Annotated in this window: 22 protein-coding genes and 1 riboswitch; of the genes, 18 read left to right on the forward strand and 4 right to left on the reverse strand. The window is 36.3% G+C overall.

The window, feature by feature from the left end:
* The 6 genes from IKV95_RS07280 to IKV95_RS07305 form a co-directional block, all read left to right on the forward strand.
* A partial coding sequence (locus tag IKV95_RS07280; RefSeq protein WP_287451581.1) for a sortase occupies window positions 1-280 on the forward strand: 280 nt, incomplete at its 5' end.
* A 179-nt stretch (window positions 281-459) separates the two neighbouring features.
* Window positions 460-1146 (forward strand): FadR/GntR family transcriptional regulator, encoded by a 687-nt coding sequence (locus IKV95_RS07285; protein WP_069118676.1) that lies wholly within the window; start codon window positions 460-462, stop codon window positions 1144-1146.
* Window positions 1147-1440: 294 nt separating this feature from the next.
* The gene (gene gntK, locus IKV95_RS07290) at window positions 1441-2973 is read left to right on the forward strand and encodes a gluconokinase (protein WP_069118675.1); all 1533 of its coding nucleotides are present in this window, start codon (window positions 1441-1443) and stop codon (window positions 2971-2973) included.
* Window positions 2974-2991: 18 nt separating this feature from the next.
* Entirely contained in the window at window positions 2992-4341 is a 1350-nt protein-coding gene (locus IKV95_RS07295) for a gluconate:H+ symporter (protein ID WP_287451583.1), read from the forward strand.
* Between the two features lie 405 nt (window positions 4342-4746).
* Entirely contained in the window at window positions 4747-5604 is an 858-nt protein-coding gene (locus IKV95_RS07300) for a DUF72 domain-containing protein (RefSeq protein ID WP_081314004.1), read from the forward strand.
* A gap of 5 nt (window positions 5605-5609) precedes the next feature.
* On the forward strand, window positions 5610-6407 hold the full coding sequence (locus IKV95_RS07305) for a tyrosine-protein phosphatase (RefSeq protein WP_069127986.1): 798 nt from the start codon (window positions 5610-5612) through the stop codon (window positions 6405-6407).
* A 126-nt stretch (window positions 6408-6533) separates the two neighbouring features.
* On the opposite strand, the gene IKV95_RS07310 is transcribed toward IKV95_RS07305, so the two are convergent.
* Entirely contained in the window at window positions 6534-6776 is a 243-nt protein-coding gene (locus IKV95_RS07310; RefSeq protein ID WP_029090713.1) for a hypothetical protein, read from the reverse strand.
* Between the two features lie 255 nt (window positions 6777-7031).
* On the opposite strand from IKV95_RS07310, the gene IKV95_RS07315 reads away from it, so the two are divergent.
* The 5 genes from IKV95_RS07315 to IKV95_RS07335 are packed head-to-tail and all read left to right on the forward strand — an operon-like array spanning window position 7032 to window position 11544.
* Complete coding sequence (locus tag IKV95_RS07315; protein ID WP_036026765.1) at window positions 7032-8363, forward strand: bifunctional metallophosphatase/5'-nucleotidase; 1332 nt, start codon at window positions 7032-7034, stop codon at window positions 8361-8363.
* Window positions 8364-8368: 5 nt separating this feature from the next.
* Complete coding sequence (locus IKV95_RS07320) at window positions 8369-8776, forward strand: YutD family protein (RefSeq protein WP_069124588.1); 408 nt, start codon at window positions 8369-8371, stop codon at window positions 8774-8776.
* Complete coding sequence (locus tag IKV95_RS07325; RefSeq protein WP_029090711.1) at window positions 8763-9527, forward strand: TIGR01457 family HAD-type hydrolase; 765 nt, start codon at window positions 8763-8765, stop codon at window positions 9525-9527. The genes IKV95_RS07320 and IKV95_RS07325 overlap by 14 nt, the downstream gene beginning before the upstream one ends.
* Before the next feature lies 1 nt (window position 9528).
* Entirely contained in the window at window positions 9529-10758 is a 1230-nt protein-coding gene (locus IKV95_RS07330; RefSeq protein WP_036026764.1) for a CynX/NimT family MFS transporter, read from the forward strand.
* 3 nt (window positions 10759-10761) lie between these two features.
* Entirely contained in the window at window positions 10762-11544 is a 783-nt protein-coding gene (locus IKV95_RS07335) for an alpha/beta hydrolase (protein ID WP_069118671.1), read from the forward strand.
* A 224-nt stretch (window positions 11545-11768) separates the two neighbouring features.
* Here IKV95_RS07335 and IKV95_RS07340 read toward each other — a convergent pair whose 3' ends face one another.
* Together IKV95_RS07340 and IKV95_RS07345 are read right to left on the reverse strand one after the other, a co-directional pair.
* A complete protein-coding gene (locus IKV95_RS07340; RefSeq protein ID WP_120487156.1) occupies window positions 11769-12767 on the reverse strand; it encodes an MFS transporter in 999 nt (332 codons plus the stop codon).
* A complete protein-coding gene (locus tag IKV95_RS07345) occupies window positions 12749-12985 on the reverse strand; it encodes a hypothetical protein (RefSeq protein ID WP_120487158.1) in 237 nt (78 codons plus the stop codon). Before IKV95_RS07345 ends, IKV95_RS07340 begins: the two co-directional genes overlap by 19 nt.
* A gap of 137 nt (window positions 12986-13122) precedes the next feature.
* Between IKV95_RS07345 and IKV95_RS07350 the strand changes: the two genes are divergently transcribed.
* From IKV95_RS07350 to IKV95_RS07375, 6 genes are all read left to right on the forward strand, one after another.
* A complete protein-coding gene (locus IKV95_RS07350) occupies window positions 13123-13269 on the forward strand; it encodes a hypothetical protein (RefSeq protein ID WP_154657727.1) in 147 nt (48 codons plus the stop codon).
* 210 nt (window positions 13270-13479) lie between these two features.
* On the forward strand, window positions 13480-14226 hold the full coding sequence (locus IKV95_RS07355) for a DeoR/GlpR family DNA-binding transcription regulator (protein ID WP_287451585.1): 747 nt from the start codon (window positions 13480-13482) through the stop codon (window positions 14224-14226).
* 2 nt (window positions 14227-14228) lie between these two features.
* Window positions 14229-15152: a 1-phosphofructokinase gene (gene pfkB, locus IKV95_RS07360; protein WP_069118667.1), complete on the forward strand. Its 924-nt coding sequence runs from the start codon at window positions 14229-14231 to the stop codon at window positions 15150-15152.
* A gap of 1 nt (window position 15153) precedes the next feature.
* The gene (locus IKV95_RS07365) at window positions 15154-17040 is read left to right on the forward strand and encodes a PTS fructose transporter subunit IIABC (RefSeq protein WP_287451586.1); all 1887 of its coding nucleotides are present in this window, start codon (window positions 15154-15156) and stop codon (window positions 17038-17040) included.
* A 175-nt stretch (window positions 17041-17215) separates the two neighbouring features.
* Entirely contained in the window at window positions 17216-18073 is an 858-nt protein-coding gene (locus IKV95_RS07370; RefSeq protein ID WP_069125733.1) for a Cof-type HAD-IIB family hydrolase, read from the forward strand.
* A 41-nt stretch (window positions 18074-18114) separates the two neighbouring features.
* Window positions 18115-19410, forward strand: coding sequence for a hemolysin family protein (locus IKV95_RS07375; protein ID WP_069118664.1), 1296 nt, complete (start codon window positions 18115-18117; stop codon window positions 19408-19410).
* A gap of 158 nt (window positions 19411-19568) precedes the next feature.
* Here IKV95_RS07375 and metX read toward each other — a convergent pair whose 3' ends face one another.
* Window positions 19569-20672, reverse strand: coding sequence for a homoserine O-acetyltransferase MetX (gene metX / locus IKV95_RS07380; protein ID WP_029090703.1), 1104 nt, complete (start codon window positions 20670-20672; stop codon window positions 19569-19571).
* An 85-nt stretch (window positions 20673-20757) separates the two neighbouring features.
* A riboswitch (SAM riboswitch) is annotated at window positions 20758-20859 on the reverse strand.
* Between the two features lie 149 nt (window positions 20860-21008).
* Here metX and IKV95_RS07385 point away from each other — a divergent pair.
* On the forward strand, window positions 21009-21280 hold a 272-nt coding region (locus IKV95_RS07385), incomplete at its 3' end, for a heterodisulfide reductase-related iron-sulfur binding cluster (RefSeq protein WP_287451588.1).

Genomic DNA, 21280 nt, shown 5'->3' on the forward strand with positions numbered 1-21280 from the left:
GCCTGGCCAAAAAAAACAAATATTGTTCTCAGGACATAGAAATACCGTTTTTACTAAGTTAGGTGATTTAAAACAAGGTGATCGTTTTATAGTTGAGATGCCTTATGGCAACTATGAGTATGAACTTAAATCTACTGAAATAGTAGATGCAAATGATCTATCTGTTATTCGTGATATGGATGAAGAGCTGTTGACATTGAGCACGTGCTATCCCTTTTCATTTATTGGGGATGCTCCTGACCGTTATATTGTTTACGCGACACCAATAGTTAAAAGCTAATTTATTTGATGACAATAAAAGTCCATGTTACTAACGTATAGATAGTCTGAGTTGAGATGTTAAAGCATCTCAACTTTTTTATTTTTCATAAATACTCAATAAGGTACATCGTTAATCTTTCAAGAATACTGCTATAATAGAAGATATATACGCAAATAAAGTGAAAGTAGGATACAACTATGACTGAAGAAATAAAAAAAACAAGACAACCTTTAGCGCAGGTAGTTGCTAACAATTTAGAAGAATTAATTAAAAGTCAAAAATACAACATTGGCGATAAATTACCTAATGAGTTCGAGTTAGCGACAGAACTTAATGTAGGGCGTGGGACTATTCGTGAGGCTATTAAGCTTATGGCTGCGCGTAATATCGTAGAAATTCGTCGAGGTACAGGAACCTTTGTATCTGAAACACCTGGTATTTCGGAGGATCCTTTGGGGTTAAGTTTTATTGCGGATAAGAAAAAACTGAGCCAAGATTTGATGGAAATGAGAAGTATAATTGAGCCTGAAATTGCACGATTGGCAGCTGAACATGCAACAGTCTCAGAAATTGAACAGATGGAGGCTCTATGTCTTGCAATTGAAAATTTAATTCAAAATGACTGCAATCATGAAGAATTAGATATTGAGTTGCATACGCTAATTGCTAAATCAAGTCGGAATTTAGTGGTACCATCACTAATACCGATTATTCAAACAGCAATCTCATTGTTTATTGATTTAACTAATCGTCATTTGAAAGACGAAACAATAAAAACCCATGCTGCAATTGTTTCGGCGATTAAACAAGGTGATGGTACAGAAGCAAAAAAACAAATGGCAGCTCATTTACAATACAATAAAACAGCGCTTCACATTGAATAAAGCCTTGCAATAAATCCTAAGTAGCATACAGTAACTAAAGTTAGTTCAAATAAAGTAGTATTGGTGTAATTACCGATACTGCTTCTTTTTCATATGCTTTCTATTGCAATAAAAAACTGATTATGAATAGTATTTAAACACCTTAGGCGATTGATAGAATGTGACAGAAAACAAAACATTCTTTCAGTATAGTATTGACAAATAAACGTGTAAGCGTTATCATTCTATTGTAGATAGACGTATGACGTCCTATGACTGGGAAGAAGTAGGACAATTGAATAAAGGGGTGTTAAAATGACAGCGTTAGATTTAGTAATCGGTATGGACATCGGTACAACAAGTACAAAAGGTGTGCTTTATGATACAGATGGCACAGTGATAGCCACATCAGATAAATTATATTCATTAATTCAAGATCAACCAGATAAAGCAGAGCAAAATCCTGATGAAATTTTAACTGCAGTTGTAAGCGTTATCTCAAATATTGTTCGTGACGCTGGTGTAAATAGAAGTCGAATTGCAGGCGTTTCATTCTCAAGTGCAATGCATAGCTTGATTTTATTAGATAAAGAAGAACAATTAGTGACACAATCAATTACATGGGCTGATAATCGAGCGCATCGTTGGACACAACATATTAAAGATGAACTAAACGGGATAGAAATATACAAACGAACAGGTACACCTTTACATCCGATGTCGCCTCTAAGTAAGTTATTATGGTTGAAAAACGATGAACCAGCTCTATATAAAAAAGCGCGTTATTTTATCGGGATTAAAGAATACATTTTTTTGAGATTATTTAAACGTCGTATAGTTGATATGTCAATTGCATCAGCAACAGGAATGTACAACATTCATACGTTAGATTGGGATGAAGGTGTACTTGATTTATTAGAAATAGATCCTAGCTATCTGTCAGAGGTCGTTGAAACAAATGTTTCAATTACCGGGCTAGATAAGGAATATGCGCATGTCATGGGCTTACCTGTATCAATGCCATTTTTTATAGGTGCTAGCGATGGAGTGTTATCTAATCTTGGCGTTAATGCGATTGACGGCAAAACATTAGCCCTAACAATAGGTACAAGTGGTGCTGTACGAATGGTTGTTAATGAACCACGTGTTGATCCGAAAGGACGTACTTTCTGTTACGCATTAACAAAAGATCGATGGGTAATTGGCGGTGCTGTAAACAATGGTGGGATTGTATTTCGTTGGGTGCGCGATCAGCTCTATCCATCAGACACATTAACAAATAGTGAAAATTACAATCTTTTAACTGAAAAAGCAAGTCAAATTGCGGCAGGGTCAAATGGTTTAATCTTTCATCCGTTTTTAGGCGGTGAACGTGCACCATTATGGGATGCTGATGCAAAAGGGGCATTTATTGGTTTAACACATAGACATACACGTGATCACATGATTAGAGCGGCACTTGAAGGGATTGTTTTTAATTTATACAGTGTGCTACTAGTATTAGAAGAAATTGCACCATTACCTAAACGTATTCATGCAACGGGAGGTTTCGCTCGTTCTAGTTTATGGCGTCAGTTGCTCGCTGATATTTTTGAACAAGAGGTGGTTATCCCTGAAAGCTTTGAAAGTTCGTGTTTAGGAGCAGCAGTGCTCGCAATGGAAGAACTGGATTTAGTCAATTCATTAGAATCGGTATCGTCTATGGTTGGTGTGACACATACTCATATTCCAAATAAGGCACATTTCGAGGCTTACCGTGAACTTTTTCCTATCTTTATTCGAACAACACGATTATTACAAACAGAATTTGCAACATTAGCTGATTTTCAACGTAAATATACATTATAGTTAGGGGGGGCGGAATAAATGGAGTTAGTTATTGTCGGAATCGGAATTATCGTTTTATTATTACTCATTATTCAATTTAAACTGAACACATTTGTATCATTAGTGATAGTAGCAATAGGTGTAGGGATTGCATTAGGTATTCCTATGAATAAAATTATTGGTGTGGTTGAAGCAGGGATCGGTAGTCAATTAGGTCATTTAGCCCTTGTATTTGGTTTTGGAGCCGTACTTGGTAAGCTAGTGGCAGATTCAGGTGGCGCTTATCGTATATCGGTTACTTTAATTAATAAATTTGGGCGTAAAAAAATACAAATTGCTGTTCTCATTGCCTCATTCATTATTGGTATTGCACTCTTCTTTGAAGTAGGTTTAGTACTTTTAATTCCAATTATTTTTACAATTGCAAGTGAATTGGGGATTTCGATTTTATACTTAGGGATTCCAATGGCGGCAGCTTTATCTGTAACACATGGATTTTTACCTCCACACCCAGCACCAACAGCGATTGCGTTAATTTACAAAGCAAATATTGGTATGGTAATTTTATACGGCATGATTATTGCGATTCCAACCGCTTTAATTGCAGGGCCACTTTATACTAAATTCGCAAAAAAAATTGTACCAGATGCATTTGCTCGAACAGGTAACATTGCTGCTTTAGGCGAACAAAAAAAATTCGAACTTAAAGAAACACCGGGATTTGGTATAAGTACATTAACTGCGTTATTTCCAGTTATTTTAATGGCTATTGCAACGGTCTACGAGTTACTTAAAGAGTCACTAACTTTCAGTAGTAATATTAAAGTAGATGAAGCGATTGCTTTCATCGGTACACCAGGTATGGCAATGTTGTTATCCTTGTTATTCGCGATTTATAGCATGGGAATTGCCCGTAAGATTCCGATGAAAGAGCTTATGAATTCAATGTCAAAAGCAATTCAACAAATTGCAATGATGTTACTTATTATCGGTGGTGGTGGTGCTTTTAAACAAGTACTTGTAGAGGGTGGCGTTGGTGACTACGTTGCTAAAATGTTTACAGATTCAAGTTTATCACCAATTATTTTAGCATGGTTGATTGCAGCTGTTTTACGTATTTGTCTAGGATCAGCAACTGTTGCGGCTTTAACAGCAGCAGGATTGGTAGTTCCATTGATGGCAGCTACTGGAACAAATCCAGCCTTAATGGTTATTGCAACTGGAGCGGGAAGCTTAATTGCTTCACATGTTAATGATGCAGGTTTCTGGATGTTTAAAGAGTACTTTAATCTGTCAATTAAAGAGACGTTTGCAACTTGGACAGCTCTGGAAACTGTGATTTCAATTGTAGGATTAGGTGGCGCATTGGCACTTAATTTAATTGTATGATAAAAGTAAACACAAACGTCTAGCTCTGAATAAATTGGAAAAAATAAAAGTTTGTTTTTTTAACAAAATGATATTTTTGAAATTTAAAAAGAGTTGTTTGTTTTTACTGGAGATAAAAGTAAACACAAACGTCTAGCTCTGAATAAATTGGAAAAAATAAGAGTTTGTTGTTTTTTAACAAAATGATATTTTTGAAATTCCACAAGTTTTGGTGAGATTTACTAGAGAATATAAAAGTAAATCAACCTCATGCATTAATAAGAGAAACATTCTGATATTTTTATCAGAGTGTTTTTTCTCTTTTTAAGAGTAAAGTAAACAAATCAGCAGGATGGCAGAGAAATCTTTGCAACCAGTTAAATGTAACGATATGATAGAGAAGACAGAACTAGAAGGAGTCGAATAATGATGTGGAAAATAGGATTGACTGGTTGGACAGACCACCCACGCGTGTATCATGGACCTCAGCGTCAACAGCTAGAAGATTATGCAGCCTATTTTCCAGTTGTTGAAGTTGATACATCTTTTTACGCGATACCACGTGTTTCATCGGTCGAACGTTGGGTTCAACGTACTCCGACAACATTTGAGTTTATTGTCAAAGCTAATCGTCAAATGACTTTGCATGATGTTACTGATGTCGATCAATTAGATGAAAGTCAACAAAAAGAAGTGTTTGCATCTTTTATGGAAGCGTTTGAACCAATGACTAAAGCGAATAAACTCGCATTTATTCTGTTTCAATTTCCACCTTATTTCACCTGTTCGGCTAAGAATATTGCCTACTTAAAAAAAATAAGAGCATGGCTCCCTGTCGAAGTTGCAATCGAGTTTAGACATGCAAGTTGGTATGACAAACTTGTACAAGCAGAGATGTTTCATTTTTTAGAACAGCAGCGTTATATACACACAATCGTTGATCAACCACAGGTAGGAGAAAGTACAGTGCCTTATATCAATCGTGTGACTGCTTCAAAAGCCTTTATTCGTCTACATGGTCGTAATGAAGCAGGGTGGGTACAGGCTAAAAGAACAGATGGTGATGAATGGCGTGAAGTGAGAACTTTGTATCGTTATTCAGAAGCTGAGTTAGTAGATATTCAGAAGAAAAGCTTAGAGATAAAAGTGCCATTGTACATTGTTTTCAATAACAACTCAGGTGGTGATGCAGCTGACAATGGTTTAAGTTTGCAAAAAATAAGTGGTTTGCACTACGAAGGACTTGCTAACCGTCAGTTAAATTTATTTGATGAAGGAGAATAATGACTATGAAAATGATGAAGAATTTACACAATCCGTTTATAGAATTAGAAGGTGCAGTCAATGTGAGAGATCTAGGCAATTATTTAACAACTGAAAATCGTGTGATTAAGCCGCATCGATTGATACGTGGTGCAGCCTTAAATGCTGTAACAAATCATGACAAAGTGATGATCCATGATACGCTTAATATACGACGTGTGGTTGATTTTAGAACGTTAGCTGAGATTTCGGAGTTACCTAATCAAAAAATTGAGGGTGTTGAAGATATTCACATCGCCGTAATGACGGACTTAGGTCATGGTGCAAGTCTTGAGGATATCATTGCAGAAGTAGCTAAAGCACCAGAATCCAATGACTACTTATTGAATATCAACCGTCGCTTGGTAACAGATGAATCGGCGCAAACAGGATATCGCGCATTTATGCACGATTTGTTAGCAACACCAGACACGGCGACATATTGGCATTGTGCGGCTGGAAAAGATCGTACGGGCTTTGCAGCAGCATTAGTACTTAAAACCTTAGCAGTGGACAATAAAACGATTTTACGTGATTATTTACTTAGCAACCCAGGTCGTGCGGTTGAGAATGAGCGAATGATGTCGCAGATATTAGCAACTACTTCATTAGAACCAGTCGTTGCACAAGCAATAAAACGTGGATTGGAAGTAAATGGGGCGTATATCCTCAATGCATTAGAAACAATGGATAATACGTTTGGTTCAGTTGAAAATTATCTTTCTGAAGTGATTGGTTTTTCTAAAAAAGATATTATTGATTTCAAGAAAATTTATTTAAAGTAAAGATAATAGTTCTAAGTGAACGATTAAGGCTATAAAAAAACAGCACCGCTTAAATTCACTTACGAATTTAGGCGATGCTGTTTAATTTAAGTGTGATACATTACGTTGGAAAAATTTAAAAGACAATTATTTAGCGTCTTCACGTTGGCGACGGCTCATTTTTGCATAACATAATTTTTGATTAAATGAGAGGGCATAAGTGAAAATAATACAGCCTGCTACGAGACGTGCGAATGTCGCCCAGTGATGATTAGGTAGAAATCTGCTGATTAACCAATCACAAAGATAAAACCCGACTACACTGATAATAATAAAGATAGCAAGTTGAACAAAAAAGCGTAGAACGACTGATGAATAATGTGGCGACATTTGAGCGCCTCCTTACGATATATTTTAATAACAATCATAATTATAGGCTTAAATTTAAAAAATGCAATGCTAAATGTGAAAAAAATGAGAAATTTATCATCTAATTTTAATAATTGTATGGATTTTATTAATCCGACTAAAAAGCAAGGAATTAAAAGATGCCTTTTTTAACAAAGTAGGTTAAAATATAGTAAATAAACAAACTCAAAGTTTTCATACTCATTAATAGACAAGTTGTTTGAAGGGGGAAGATGCGTGCAATTAAAAATTTATCATACCAATGATATACATAGCCACTTGGAAAATTGGCCTAAAATAGAACGTTTTTTACAGGAGAAGAAAGCGACTGACGATAAAGCGCTCTTTTTTGATATTGGTGATTTTATTGATCGTGTGCATCCTTTAACTGAAGCAACTGCAGGACAAGCGAATACAAGCCTCTTAAATCATATTCCATATGATGCAGTTACAATTGGTAATAATGAAGGCACAACATTATCTAAAGAACAATTACAGCATCTTTATGATGACTACACAGGGGATGTGTTGTGCGCCAATATTCAAAATACAATGAGTCCTTTTAAAGATTTTGTTATTTATGAACGTGACAATGAGAAAATCGCTGTAATAGCCTTAACCGTTATTTTTTCACAATTTTATGATTTACTTGATTGGGAAACGGAAGAACCCATTGCTGCGTTAGAACGCGTGTTAGCCAGTTTACCAGAAGATGTGTCAACGATTATTCTCCTATCCCATCTTGGTTTACCAATGGACGAAAAAATTGCTGAACGTTATCCTGAAATTACATTAATTCTTGGTTCACATACACATCATTTACTTGAAGAGGGAAAGTTTGTTAATGGTGTTTTGTTAGCAGCTTGTGGTCGTTATGGGGAATATGTTGGGGAAGTAACATTAAACTTCAACTCTGAAACGATTGTGTCTAAAGAGGCAATTGCACATAAAGTAGATAACCTAGTAGCTACCACAAAAGATCATCTGCAAACACAATTGTTTTTTGAAACAGGCAAACAATTATTGAGTCAGGTTGTTGCGACACGGCCGCATGAACTTACTCATAGTTGGTATGAGGAAAGTGAACTGTCTGCTTTTGTGAATCAGAGTATATGTGAAGCGGTAGAGGCAGATACATTTTTAGTGAACGCGGGAATCTATTTAACCGATTTACCTCGAGGCGATATTACTCGTTTTGATATACATCAATGTTTACCTCATCCGTTAAACCCTTTTGTACTAAGTTTAACAGGCAATCAATTAATTTTTTTAGCAAGGAAAATAATGGAACAAGCCGATAGTTTACGAGACTACCCGTTGAGAGGTTACGGCTTTAGAGGTGAGGTCTTTGGTCAAATTTTATTCCCTCGTATTACATTTGACAAAAAAGGTTACGTTTTATGGGATAATACACCTATAATACGTGATAAAATATATAAGGTAGCAACGACAGATACTTTTATTTTTGCGCCGCTTTTTCCAGTCATAAAAGAACTCGACGTTTCATTGAAAAGCGAACAGTTCATTAGAAATATAGTAGAAGAAAATTTATTGAATGAAAAGAGGTAGAAAAGATGTTGATGATTAATGGTCAACCTTACGAGATTGCACGTGACTATCGTGAAGGTTTTCAAGAAGAAATATTTTTCGAGCGATATAGCGAAGTCCTGAAAAAATACGATTATATCGTGGGTGATTGGGGTTTTGAGAAGTTGCGTTTAAAAGGTTTTTTTGAAGATAGTAACAAAAAAGCTAATTTTGATGCGCGTATCAGTACGTTAAATGATTATTTGTATGAGTATTGTAATTTTGGTTGTGCGTACTTTGTTTTGAAAAAGTTACCGATGTCAATGGCACCAGCATTACCAACCGAAGGTGTTGCAGAAACTCAATTAGAGCAACCGACAGAAATAACAAGTCATTCAGTCGAAGAAGTTACGGATACTAAACAAGGAGATGTTGAGAGCAATGACAGAGTATAAGGCATATTTATTTGATTTAGACGGCACAATTTATCATGGAGGCAAACCAATACCAGAAGCTGTAACAATGGTTAATCATTTAGCAGATAAAGGTATTCCTTATGTTTTTGTGACAAACAACTCAACAACATCACCACAACAAGTGGCAGAACGTTTGCAAAAAATGGGCATTCCAGCAGAAGCAAAAGATGTGGTGACATCATCACAAGCAACCGTTCATTATTTAAATGAACAAGGTTGTGGAAAAGCGATGTACACGATTGGACAAGCTGGTTTGTTCAAGGAATTAGAAGCGGCAGGCTATCAACAAACTGAGGAACAACCGGATGTTGTCATTATTGGAATGAATCCAGAAGTTACTTATAAAGAATTGGCACATGCAACATTAGCGATTGCTAAAGGTGCGTTATTTATCTCAACTAATCCTGACAAGGCGCTGCCGATGGAAATAGGTTTAATGCCAGGAAACGGTGCTCTAACTGCTTTTGTAGCAACAGCAACGAGTCAGGAACCTACATTTATAGGTAAACCATTTCCAACATTGATGCATCTAGCGTTAGACCGATTAAAACTGACAAAAGACGAAGTTTTAATGGTGGGTGACAATTATTTAACGGATATTTCAGCGGGCATCAACAGTGACATCGATACTCTCTTAGTTTTATCAGGCTTCACACAACGAGCTGATTTAGAAACGGTTGAGAAACAACCGACTTATATTGTGAATTCACTCTCAGATTGGAAGGTTTAAAATGAAAGAGTCAATCAAAAACCAGCCGAAACAATATTTGCTGTTATTAGCAATTTTTGTTTTGGCAATGAACTTAAGAGCACCCATCACGCTTTTGGGTCCACTAACAAATGAAATTAAAGCGGATTTAAATATTTCGGCAACTGTTGCTGGTTTAATTACAACATTACCTGTATTAGCATTTGCGATTATTTCACCGTTTATATCACGCATTGGTAATCGTTTTGGTATGAAAAAAGTATTGTTCTTATCCATCGTATTTTTACTAATTGCTAGTATTGTCCGTTTATTTGGCGGAGTAAATATCTTTTTAATTGGAACATTTTTTGTAGGAATGTCGATTGCGTTTGCAAATGTGTTATTGCCAGCGCTAATCAAAATGGATTTTCCATTACGTATCGGATATATGACTGGATTATATACATTATTTATGAATATTACAGCCGCTATCGCATCAGGTACAAGTGTTCCTGTATCTGCAGGTCTTGGTTTAGGATGGAAGATGACAGCCGGAATATGGGCGCTTGTAGCGTTCGCAGCATTGGTTTTATGGATACCACAAATGCTCTTAAAACCAGAAGCACCGAAAGTTGCTTTGAAAACAGAGACAACGCCAGCTGTTAAAGTCAATATGTGGAAAAATCCATTGGCATGGTCAGTGACCGTCTTCTTCGGGATTCAGTCACTCTCATTTTACAGTATGGTGGCATGGTTACCAACAATGCTCAGCAATAATGGTATGGATCCAGCAACAGCAGGATGGGTATTGTTTGTTGTACAAATGGCTCAACTACCTGCATCATTTGGTGTTGCACTATTATCTGACCGCTTAAAAAACCAAAGTAGTTTGGTTTGGATTGGTGGGGGTGCCTTCTTCATCGGGTTCAGTGGATTGATTTACAGCATCTCACAACAGAGTTTCACTTTTGTATGGATCTCAGCAATCGCGATTGGTATAGCCGGTGGACTTACCTTCGGATTATCAATGATGTTATACAATTTAAAAACAGATACTGTGCGTGAGGCGTCTGACTTAGCGGGTATGTCACAAGCTGTCGGTTATCTGTTTGCCGCTATGGGGCCAACATTATTTGGACTTTTACATGATGTTACAGGCTCATGGGTATCAGTATTATACGTATTGTTAGCATCAGTATTTGTTATTGTTGGATTTGGATTATTTGCATCACAACATAAAAAAGTTAGCTTTTATAGCAACAGAAAGGAATAGCAGATGGAAAAAGTCACTTTCACAACAGCAAATCAATCAAAATTAATCGGTTATTGGTATCAAGGTGTCAATGATACAGCGGTTATTTTATCGCATGGTTTTGTTTCAAATAAAACATCAAGCAATCGCTTTACACGTATTGCGGAACGTTATAATCAATTAGGTTTTACTGTTCTCACGTTTGATTTTGGTGGATGTGGCGAATCTCCAGATGCTGTCATTACCTTAAATCAATTTATAGCAGATTTAGAAGCAGCGAAACGATTTACACGTTCACGAGGTTATCGAAAGTTAATGTTATATGGTCATAGTTTAGGCGGTTTAGTGACTTTAAATGCACTTGATGATGATGTGTTGGCGGTGGTTTTGACAGGACCTGTTACGGGTTCTGTTCCCTTTAAAGAAATATCTCAGTTGGATGATGAGCAGAAAGCATCATTGGAGGCAAAAGGTTTTTACTACGAAATTTTACCAAACGATCCTTGGCGTGAAAAAATGTGCGTCAGTCAATCACTCGTCGATACATTCGAAAATGTTAATCAAGATAAATTATGGCGTGATGTGAAAATGCCTGTTCTAATTATTCATGGGACACAAGCAGAAGAAAAGGTACTTAAACAGAGTAGCGAACGTGTGAAAGATATTTTACCAGAAGGCTCACGTATGGTTATTATAGAAGGTGCCGATCACGGTTTCTTTGAGCAGTTCGATGACATTGAACGAATGGTTGTCAAATGGCTTATTGCACATACTCGTCACAATGCTCGGACGTTTACAACTGTTTAATTCAATCATATTAAAAATAGGCGTGTCTCCTTTTTTATTAGAGGAGGCACGCTTATTTTTTTATTAGCTGTTAAAAAAAGATGAAATATCTTGAGAGAGGTCAGTTGAAAGTAGCGGTTTCTAGACGGCTTTTAAAGATAGTGAGTATGTTGTTTTTGAAATCCAAATCTTTTTTATTATCAGCTAAATTACGCTTTCCAATGATTTGATTTAGGAGTAAAGGTTTATTTTTCATTATTTTTATCCTTTCTATTTAAAATTAGAATAAGAGTTAAAATAAAAACGCCAAATAAAATAAAAACAAAATAATCAGTGAAATAAAGAATGAGAGTACTGGCTAGAAGTGTTCCAATCGGAATCATTAATTCTAAGAGCGTATAGTAAACAGTTGTTAAAGCGCCAATTGTCTCTTGAACAGCATGTCGTTGAACATAGGCATATGATAGCGGTTCAATAATACTGTTTATAAATGACAGTAATGAGCCTATAATAATAAAACTGATTAAAGTGAAAGTGATGGAAGAGGATAAAAATAAAAAACTACCGAGTAGAAGAAAGGCAAAACCAAAAATGATAAGAGCAGATTTAATTAATTTGAGCGAATGGCGTGAATGAGTAAAAAAAGGTAAAATACTGCCGAAAACAGCAACAATTCCTATGATAGAGGTGATTATACCAAATGTGAGGGGATGAATTTGATAATGTTCCAATAGAAGAAAAGGGTACAATACTTGATAACCAGCCATAAAAAAACTGAAGATAAGCATTAACCAAAAGACATTGGTAATAACGGTTTGGTGAAACAATAATTTAAAACTGTTAGAAAAGCTATTAGTAGCGGAGACTGTTGATTTTTTTGGTTGAACGAAGCGAGAAAAATTCATACTAAGAATGAGTAAAAAAGGGAGTAAAGTTAATAAAAAAGCGAAGAGAGACAATAACTTTATCCCATAAAAATTCCATAAAAAGGCTGCGAGGGCAGGTTGAACAATGACGAGTAGTGAAAATGTTCCTTGCTCGACAGCGCTCGCTTTTTCAAGGTTTTTTTCACCAACAAGGGCGAGGTTGCTAGCGAGAAAGGATAAGTTAAACATTCTAATGAAAATCCCCGTATTTCCCAAGTGAAAAATAGCGATGAGTGTAAAAGGCAGAGCAGTAAAATAAAGTAATAAAGTAAAGAGCAGTGCGCTAAGGGCAATGCCTGTTATCCCAAGTAAAGCCAGTTTTTTTTTGGATAATGATCAATCACTTTCAATAGAACGCTTGCAACAAGTAAACCAGTGAGCGGCCCAATTACTAATCCAAGACCAAAGCTCATACTACTGCCTGTTCGTTTAAGAAATTCGAGGCTGATAGCAAAATTGGTCAAACCGTTAGCTAAGAGCAAACAAAAAAGAGTGATACCTGTTTTTAACAATTGCAAAGTGATAATGTTTTTCATATATAAGTATGACCTCCTTAGGAATTAACTAATTAGGGTAGCTGCTTAAATGAAACTCGAGTGAAAGATTGACTATTCTGATAATTAATTGTATCATATATTTAATAAAGTAAATAGCTTTACGTGGAGGTGAGGAAATGATTATTTTGGCATCTGAATTGGCTGAAGCGCTCATTGCTAATAAATCATCACAAATGAATTCTGATTTTTGGAGAAGTTATCAAGAAGTATATACAGAATTTGTTTTGACAGACTCAGATAAAGTAGAAAAGAAAGACTTTTAAATAAAGCCGTCTATTAGAGTAAAAAGCTAATAGACGGTTTTTTTGACTGTTAATGAACGAATTATCATTAGAAAAGAAGTGCGGCTTTTTTTAGTTTGAAATCTAAATATGTCAATAATGATAACGTTTTCAATTATATGACTGTTTTTGGAAGAAAATACTTGTTTTTGACTGTTCTTGTGTTAGAATAAAAGCGAGCGGAGGGATATTATGTTAACAGAAGAAAGACACCAACGAATCATTGCCTTAATCGAACAACAAGGGATTGTGAAATTAAATGAACTTGTAACTGCATTAGGAGCTTCTGAATCGACCATTCGTAGAGATTTAAGTGAATTGGAAGAAAAAACGTTACTGAAACGCATTCACGGTGGTGCTACCCGTTTTTACGAACCGCAGAAAGAATTAGATATGATTGAGAAAGCTGATAAACAGGTCAGTCAAAAATTACGTATTGCTCAAGAAGCCGCTTGCCTGATTAAAAATGATGAATGTATTTATATTGATGCAGGTACCACAACGCTGGCGATGATTCATTTTATTACCGCTGAAAATGTTACAGTGGTTACCAATGGCTTACCACATTCGTTAGCGTTAGCGAAACGTAACATTACAACGTATACGATTGGTGGAAAAGTAAAAATGAGTACTTTGGCAGCTGTTGGAGCGATAGCTTCTGAAACAATCCAAGGTTATCATTTTGATCGAGCGTTTATTGGAGCTAACGGCATTGATACAGAAAAAGGTTATACAACACCTGATCCAGATGAAGCTCAAATTAAACGTTTAGGTATTAATTTGGCAAATATTGCTTATATTCTAGCAGATAGCAGTAAAATTAACCGTAGTTTCTTTTCAAAAATATGTGATAGTGGGGATGCGACCCTTATCACGAATCAGTTAACAGCTGATGAACGTGCACGTTTATCGCAAAAAATAACAATAATCGAGGGATAATTATGATTTATACTGTTACTCTTAATCCGGCAATTGATTATATTGTCGAAGTCAACGATTTAAAAATGGGTGAAGTTAATCGCATGAGCAATGATATTAAATTACCTGGTGGTAAAGGTATTAATGTGTCACGTGTATTGAATGCATTAAACGTGGAAAATCATGCATTAGGATTTTTAGGTGGGTTCACAGGTGAATTTATCAAACAAACATTGAATGATTTTGGAATTGCGAATGAATTTGTTCAAATTGCAGATGATACGCGAATTAATGTAAAACTTAAAGCAACTGAAGAAACTGAAATAAATGGTCAAGGACCAGCGATTACGGCAGAAGAAGCAGCACGTTTTTTTGCTCAAATTAAGAACTTACAAGCAGGAGATATTGTTATCTTATCAGGTAGCGTACCACCAGCATTAGGTAATGATTTTTATGAAAAAATTATTGCGATGTGCCAAGAAGTAAAAGCTGAATTTGTGATTGATACAACGGGGGAAGCATTAGAACGTGCGTTAGCTCACCATCCGTTATTAGTAAAACCGAATCATCATGAGCTAGCAGATTTGTTTAATGTGGAATTAAAAACAAAAGCAGACATTATTAAGTACGGTCATAAATTGTTAGAACGAGGCGCTAAAAACGTATTGGTATCAATGGCGGGAGACGGCGCGGTTTTCATTACTAATGAAGGTATTTTTGAAAGTAATGTGCCAGTGGGAACAGTCAAAAACTCAGTCGGTGCGGGTGATTCAATGATTGGTGGTTTTGTAGGTGCTTATGTACAGTCAGGTGATCTATTGAAAGCTTTCCAAACAGGTGTAGCAACTGGTAGTGCTACAGCGTTCTCTTACGATATTGCTACCCGTGAAGAAATCGATGCTTTGATTCCGACAGTGAATGTAACAGAAGTAAAAGGAGGGAAATAGAATGAAAATTTCAGAATTAATGTTACCACAAGTAATGGTGATGGATATGACAGCAACAACGAAAGAAGCAGCATTGGATGAATTAATTGCCAGTTTAGACAAAGCAGGACGTATTGATGATGTTGTTTTATTCAAAAAAATGATTTTAGAACGAGAGGCACAAACTAGTACAGGTATCGGTGAAGGCGTTGCGATGCCACATGCTAAAACAGAAGCAGTTTCTCAACCGACAGTTGTATTCGGTAAAAGTAAAACAGGTGTAGATTTTGACTCACTTGATGGCGCACCTGCACGACTGTTCTTCATGATAGCAGCACCTGCGAGTGGTGCGGATCTACATTTACAAACGATTGCAGCATTATCGCGTTTATTAATCGACGCTGATTTCATTGAAAAATTAGAAGCGACAACAACACCTGAAGAAGTCGTTGCTTTGTTTGATGCAAAACAAGCAGAACAAGAAGCACCAGCCGCACCAACTGTAGAAAAAGCAAAAGCAAGTAAATTTGTTGTTGCAGTTACAGCTTGTCCAAATGGTATTGCTCATACTTATATGTCTGAAGATGCTTTGCTTAAAAAAGGGGCAGAATTAGGTATTGAAATACGCGTTGAGACAAACGGCTCTGAAGGCGCTAAAAATGTGTTAACTGCTGAAGAAATTGCGCGTGCAGATGGTGTTATTATTGCAGCTGATAAAAAAGTTGAAATGGACCGTTTTGATGGTAAACCATTATTGAAACGTCCGGTAACTGATGGTTTCCGTAAAGCGGAAGAATTAGTGACACGTGCTTCTGTGGGTGATGCACCGATATTCCACGGTAGCGGATCAACAGAAACAAGCAACTCAAAAGAAAATGATGAATCAATCGGTAGCCGTATCTATAAAGATTTAATGAATGGGATTTCACATATGTTGCCATTCGTTATCGGTGGCGGTATTCTACTCGCACTATCGTTTATCTTCGAAAATAATTTTGGAACAGACAACACTATTTATAAATTACTTTCAACAATTTCAGGTGGAGAAACAGGTGCATTCCTCTTCTTAATGCCTATTTTAGCTGGTTTTATTGCGATGAGTATTGCTGATCGTCCTGGTTTAATGCCTGGTATGGTCGGTGGTTTGATGGCAGTACATGCTAACGCAGGTTTCCTAGGTGCATTAGCTGCAGGTTTCCTTGCCGGTTATGTTGTTTTAATGTTACGTAAAGCTTTTGTTCACTTACCAAAAGTATTAGATGGTGTGAAACCCATGTTACTTTATCCAATTTTTGGTCTCCTTATCACTGGTGGGATCATGTACTATCTCTTCGATCCATTATTCGGTGGTTTAAATAAAATATTAACAACGTGGTTAGATACAATGGGAACGGGGAACGCAATTTTACTAGGCGTTGTTCTCGGTGGAATGATGGCAATTGATATGGGTGGTCCATTTAACAAAGTAGCCTATGCCTTCTCAATTGGTGTCTTTACAACAAGTGGTAACACAAACGGTTTAATGATGGCGGCTGTAATGGCTGGTGGTATGGTACCTCCATTTGCAACAGCTTTAGCTTCAACATTCTTTAAAAATAAATTCACAAGCGAAGAACGTAAAGCAGGTATTTCAAACTATGTATTAGGTGCAACCTTTATTACAGAAGGTGCGATTCCATTTGCAGCAGCTGATCCAATCCGCGTGATTGTTTCAAGTGTTATTGGTGCCGCAATTGCGGGTGGTTTAACACAAGTATGGGCGATTAACTTCCCAGCACCACACGGTGGTTTTATATTAGCAGCATTAGCAAACCATCCATGGTTGTTTGTCTTAGCTGTGTTAATCGGTTCTGTCGTTTCAGCTATTATCCTCGGATTATGGAAGAAACCAGTCACAGCCGGAAAATAAGTAAGCAAAAACAGTATGTTGACTTTAAAGTCAACGTGCTGTTTTTTTGTTAAATTATGGATGAATAATGAAAGATAATCGTATCTTAGTGAAGAAAAATAAGACGTTGAATCATCCGTGTACTATTTGTGTTATTCTAATAAGACAGTAATTAATTACAGAAGGGTGAGTATAAATGAATATAGAAAAAATTAAAGTGATTTTTGTCGATCTAGATGGTACATTATTAAACAATGAAAATACAGCAAGCGAGCGTTCGTTAAACTATTTAATGGCATTAAAAGAGCGAGGATACCATGTTTTTATCTGTACGGGTCGTACGATTGAAGAGATGAAAGGGGCTTTTCCAATTCCATTTGAACCAACAGGAATGGTAACAACCAATGGGATGGCAGTTTATTTAGATGGTAAACTTGTAGAAAAAAACGCGTTAACAAAAGAGCTTGTTAATGAACTCGTTGATCGTTCGCGTGAGGTGAATATGTATTATGAATTAAACCCAATCGCTGGAAAACGTCGCATTTATAAAGAAGATGAACAATGGGTACGTCAACATGTACTGAGCGGGCAACCGGCTTCAGTTGAAGATGGTGAATTTTTATCGCGTGAAAATGCAATGAAAGATGGCGTCATTGATTGGATTGAGGCTTCAGAACATGATGATATCGCTAAAATTTATTTTTATAACGGAGATCCGGAAGAAATCGAACGTTTTAACGAAGGACTAACAGCGTTAGGAAAAGTGCAACCTTTTGCTAATTTTTCATCATCGCTTAACAATATTGAAGTGATTGTAGAAAATATCTCTAAAGCATCGGGTATTCGATATGTTCTTAACCATTATCACTTAAAACCAGAAAATATTTTGGTGTTTGGTGATAGCTACAATGATGTACCAATGTTTGAGTTAGCAGGAAATGCTGTTGCTATGCAAAATGCAGTGCCAGAAATTAAAGCATTAGCAACGGATGTTAACCCTTATTCAAATGAAGAAGATGGCGTGTATCTTTATCTATCTGATTTGCTCAAGTAAAATAGCAGTAATTTAATATAATTGAAAGAAGGCTATTTATCATGGATATTATCAATTCTATTCTAGTGATTGTTTTGATTTTAATTACAGGTTTTTTTGTTGCTGCCGAGTTTGCTATTGTTGCTTTAAAGCCTACAAAAGTGCGTGAGTTAGAAGAATCAGGTAATAAAAATGCGAAATATGTTAAAATTATCACTTCACGGATGAATGATTACCTTGCTGCTTGTCAGTTAGGCAATACACTAGCAGCATTAGCAATTGGTTGGTTAGGAGAAGCGACCATGCATAAATGGTTGCAACCCTTATTTGATATCTTACCTTTGAATGCCACGATAGAACGACCAGTCACTGTAGCGATTTCATTTTTAATGATTACATATGTTAACGTTGTTGTAGGTGAATTAGCACCTAAAACACTCTCGATTCAAGCTGCAGACAAAACGGCATTATTTGTCGCACGTCCGCTAATAATCTGGTATTATGCTATGTATCCATTTAACTGGTTATTGAATGAGTCAGCAAATATGATTGCACGTCTTTTTGGTGTGAAACGTAATGCAGAGATAGATAATGGTGTAACACCGACTGAATTGAAAATTATTTTAAATGACAGTTATCGTCAAGGTATTGTAAATCCGATGGAATATCAATACGTACAAAACATCTTTAAATTAGATGATTTGCAGGTTCAAGAAATTATGATTCCTCGAAAAGAAGTAGAAGCAATTAATGCGGAACAAACGATTCAAGAGTTAATCGAAATGTTTAAAATTCATCCATTTGATAATTATTTAGTAGTTAGCAACAATGATAAAGATGACGTGCAAGGTATCTTACATGCTAAAACAATTATTTCACAAATGGCGAACGATCAAAACATTTTTGAAAGAACAGTGGCGTCACTGATGATCGATGCCATGAAAATTTTTGAGGGGACGCATTTACAAGATGTCTTACAGCAGATGCGTCAACAACAACAAAATTTTGCCGTTGTCACTGATGAGTACGGTGGGACTAGCGGTATAGTTACATTGGAAGATATACTGGAAGTCATTGTCGGTGATTTAGATGGTCTTAATGAAGCAGGGCAAATTCGTCATTTAGCGCCCGATCATTACATGATTCCAGGTGATACGTCGTTAAGTGAGGTCGATGAATTACTAAATACAGAGTTAGCCAATCATTTAGTTTATACGCTAGCTGGTTGGGTACTTTATACGAATTTTGCTATTACAGAAGGCGAGTCGATTGTAGAAGATGGCTATCAGTTTACAGTTGTTAGTATGTCGCAACAAGCAATTCAGCTAGTTGAAGTAAAGAAAGTGAAAAAACACTAATCTAGGTCGTTACTCCTCGTTCATTCAGGATTTCATATTTATAAGTACACGCACCACCACTCATCGTGCCTACTATCGCAGCGTTTTTCTTCAGTCTCATCACATTTTGGATGAGTAATTTAAAATTTATAAAAGAATATTATTGCTGAAACAAGTCCCTAACTAGCAGGACTTGTTTTTTTTATTTTTGCAAGAAATTGTGAAACAAGTGGACTGATTTTAGCTGATTCAATCAAAAAGGCATCATGCCCATAAATTGAACTTAATTCATGATAGGTAACGGGTACGTTGTTAGCTTCAAGAATTGTTCGAGCAAAGCGACATTGTTCAATTTTAAAAAGCTGATCTTCTTTGAAGGCAATATAAAGATAGGGTGTGCGCACAGTGGCAATCGAAGTGCTTTTTTGATTAGGAGAAACAGCATCAAATAAATCGATCATACGTGTCAGATATAAAAAACTGAGTGCGTCAAAACGTTGGATAAATTTTTCACCCTGATAATTAAGGTACGATTCAACATCAAATAACTGGTGCCAACTTTCAGTGGTTGTTGTGTTTTCATTAAGAGGGGCCATACTAAATTGCGTATCCAACATCCGATCTGTACGGTAGGTTAACATCGCTAACATTCTAGCATGTGCTAGCATTGGTGGTTGTTCTGTATAGCGTCCCTTTTTAAACTGAGGATCAGATAGGATGAGCTGACGCATCACATGATTAAAACCAACATTTTCAGGACTTGAGGCAAGTGGTGATGCAAGATTAATTACTCCCGAGATGAAGTCCGGATAATCAATTGCCCATTGAGTGGCTTGAATCCCTCCCATTGAACCACCGACAACGCAAAAAAGATGATCAATACCCAGCTGTGAAAGTAACTCTTTTTGAACACGGACCATATCACTTGCATGGATTGTTGGAAAATCAAGCAAGTAAGGTTGATTGGTTTCAGGATTAAACGATTGTGGTCCAGTCGAGCCATAACAGCCGCCTAAAACATTAATGCATATTAAAAAATAAGTATCTGTATCTAACATTTTACCTGCACCAACAAAGTCATCCCACCAGCCTTCTTGATCGTCGTCACTATGTTTCGCAACATGGGCATCCCCAGTCAAGGCATGTGTAATAAGGATGGCATTACTTGAATTTTTGTTTAAAGAGCCATATGTTTCATAGGCGACCGTAATGTTTTTTAATTGTACGTGTGATGCAAGATTTAAAGGTTTATCAGTAAATAGAACCATTTCTTTACGATGCATATGTCATCCCCCTTAAGAAAATAAAAAACGCTTAACTACAATGTCAAAATAGACAAAGAGTTAAACGTTGAATGTTAACGTTCAGCACTTATCTGTCAGTAATGACTGTTGGATGTAGCACCGTGAACAATCGTTCCGGTTGCTAAGGTATCAGCGGGCCAAGTCCCTCCACCTTTCTGGATAAGTAGATTCAATTAACATTTATTATGATTGATTGCACAACAGTTGTCAATCTTCATTTTTTTTTAGACTAGTAATAGAAATTAGTTTTAAAAAAAGTTATACTAGAGTAATAGGACAAAGACACAAACAAAACAGAGAAAAGAGGCTAAAACTGTGAAAGTGACTATTTTTTCAACTTGTTTAGTAGACATGATGTTCCCAGAAGTAGGAAAAGCGATGGTAGAAGTACTGGAACGCTTTGGTTGTAAAACCGATTTACCAGGATCGCAAATTTGTTGCGGTCAACCTACTTATAACAGCGGTTATCATAAAGACAGCCGTGCTTCAATGATTAATCAGATCAAGGCGTTTAAAAACGCAGAATACGTTGTCGGACCCTCAGGTTCGTGCGTAGCAATGTTAAAAGAATATAAAGAGATATTTAA

Source organism: Brochothrix sp., assembly GCF_017549435.1.
Classification (GTDB): domain Bacteria; phylum Bacillota; class Bacilli; order Lactobacillales; family Listeriaceae; genus Brochothrix; species Brochothrix thermosphacta.

Coding starts and splice junctions, on each gene's coding strand:
- IKV95_RS07305 (WP_069127986.1), top strand. CDS start 5,610: ATGAAAATGATGAAGAATTTACACAATCCGTTTATAGAATTAGAAGGT.
- IKV95_RS07325 (WP_029090711.1), top strand. CDS start 8,763: ATGACAGAGTATAAGGCATATTTATTTGATTTAGACGGCACAATTTAT.
- IKV95_RS07355 (WP_287451585.1), top strand. CDS start 13,480: ATGTTAACAGAAGAAAGACACCAACGAATCATTGCCTTAATCGAACAA.
- IKV95_RS07285 (WP_069118676.1), top strand. CDS start 460: ATGACTGAAGAAATAAAAAAAACAAGACAACCTTTAGCGCAGGTAGTT.
- metX (WP_029090703.1), bottom strand. CDS start 20,672: ATGCATCGTAAAGAAATGGTTCTATTTACTGATAAACCTTTAAATCTT.
- pfkB (WP_069118667.1), top strand. CDS start 14,229: ATGATTTATACTGTTACTCTTAATCCGGCAATTGATTATATTGTCGAA.
- IKV95_RS07300 (WP_081314004.1), top strand. CDS start 4,747: ATGATGTGGAAAATAGGATTGACTGGTTGGACAGACCACCCACGCGTG.
- IKV95_RS07365 (WP_287451586.1), top strand. CDS start 15,154: ATGAAAATTTCAGAATTAATGTTACCACAAGTAATGGTGATGGATATG.
- gntK (WP_069118675.1), top strand. CDS start 1,441: ATGACAGCGTTAGATTTAGTAATCGGTATGGACATCGGTACAACAAGT.
- IKV95_RS07310 (WP_029090713.1), bottom strand. CDS start 6,776: ATGTCGCCACATTATTCATCAGTCGTTCTACGCTTTTTTGTTCAACTT.
- IKV95_RS07345 (WP_120487158.1), bottom strand. CDS start 12,985: ATGAAAAACATTATCACTTTGCAATTGTTAAAAACAGGTATCACTCTT.
- IKV95_RS07370 (WP_069125733.1), top strand. CDS start 17,216: ATGAATATAGAAAAAATTAAAGTGATTTTTGTCGATCTAGATGGTACA.
- IKV95_RS07335 (WP_069118671.1), top strand. CDS start 10,762: ATGGAAAAAGTCACTTTCACAACAGCAAATCAATCAAAATTAATCGGT.
- IKV95_RS07375 (WP_069118664.1), top strand. CDS start 18,115: ATGGATATTATCAATTCTATTCTAGTGATTGTTTTGATTTTAATTACA.
- IKV95_RS07320 (WP_069124588.1), top strand. CDS start 8,369: ATGTTGATGATTAATGGTCAACCTTACGAGATTGCACGTGACTATCGT.
- IKV95_RS07330 (WP_036026764.1), top strand. CDS start 9,529: ATGAAAGAGTCAATCAAAAACCAGCCGAAACAATATTTGCTGTTATTA.
- IKV95_RS07350 (WP_154657727.1), top strand. CDS start 13,123: ATGATTATTTTGGCATCTGAATTGGCTGAAGCGCTCATTGCTAATAAA.
- IKV95_RS07295 (WP_287451583.1), top strand. CDS start 2,992: ATGGAGTTAGTTATTGTCGGAATCGGAATTATCGTTTTATTATTACTC.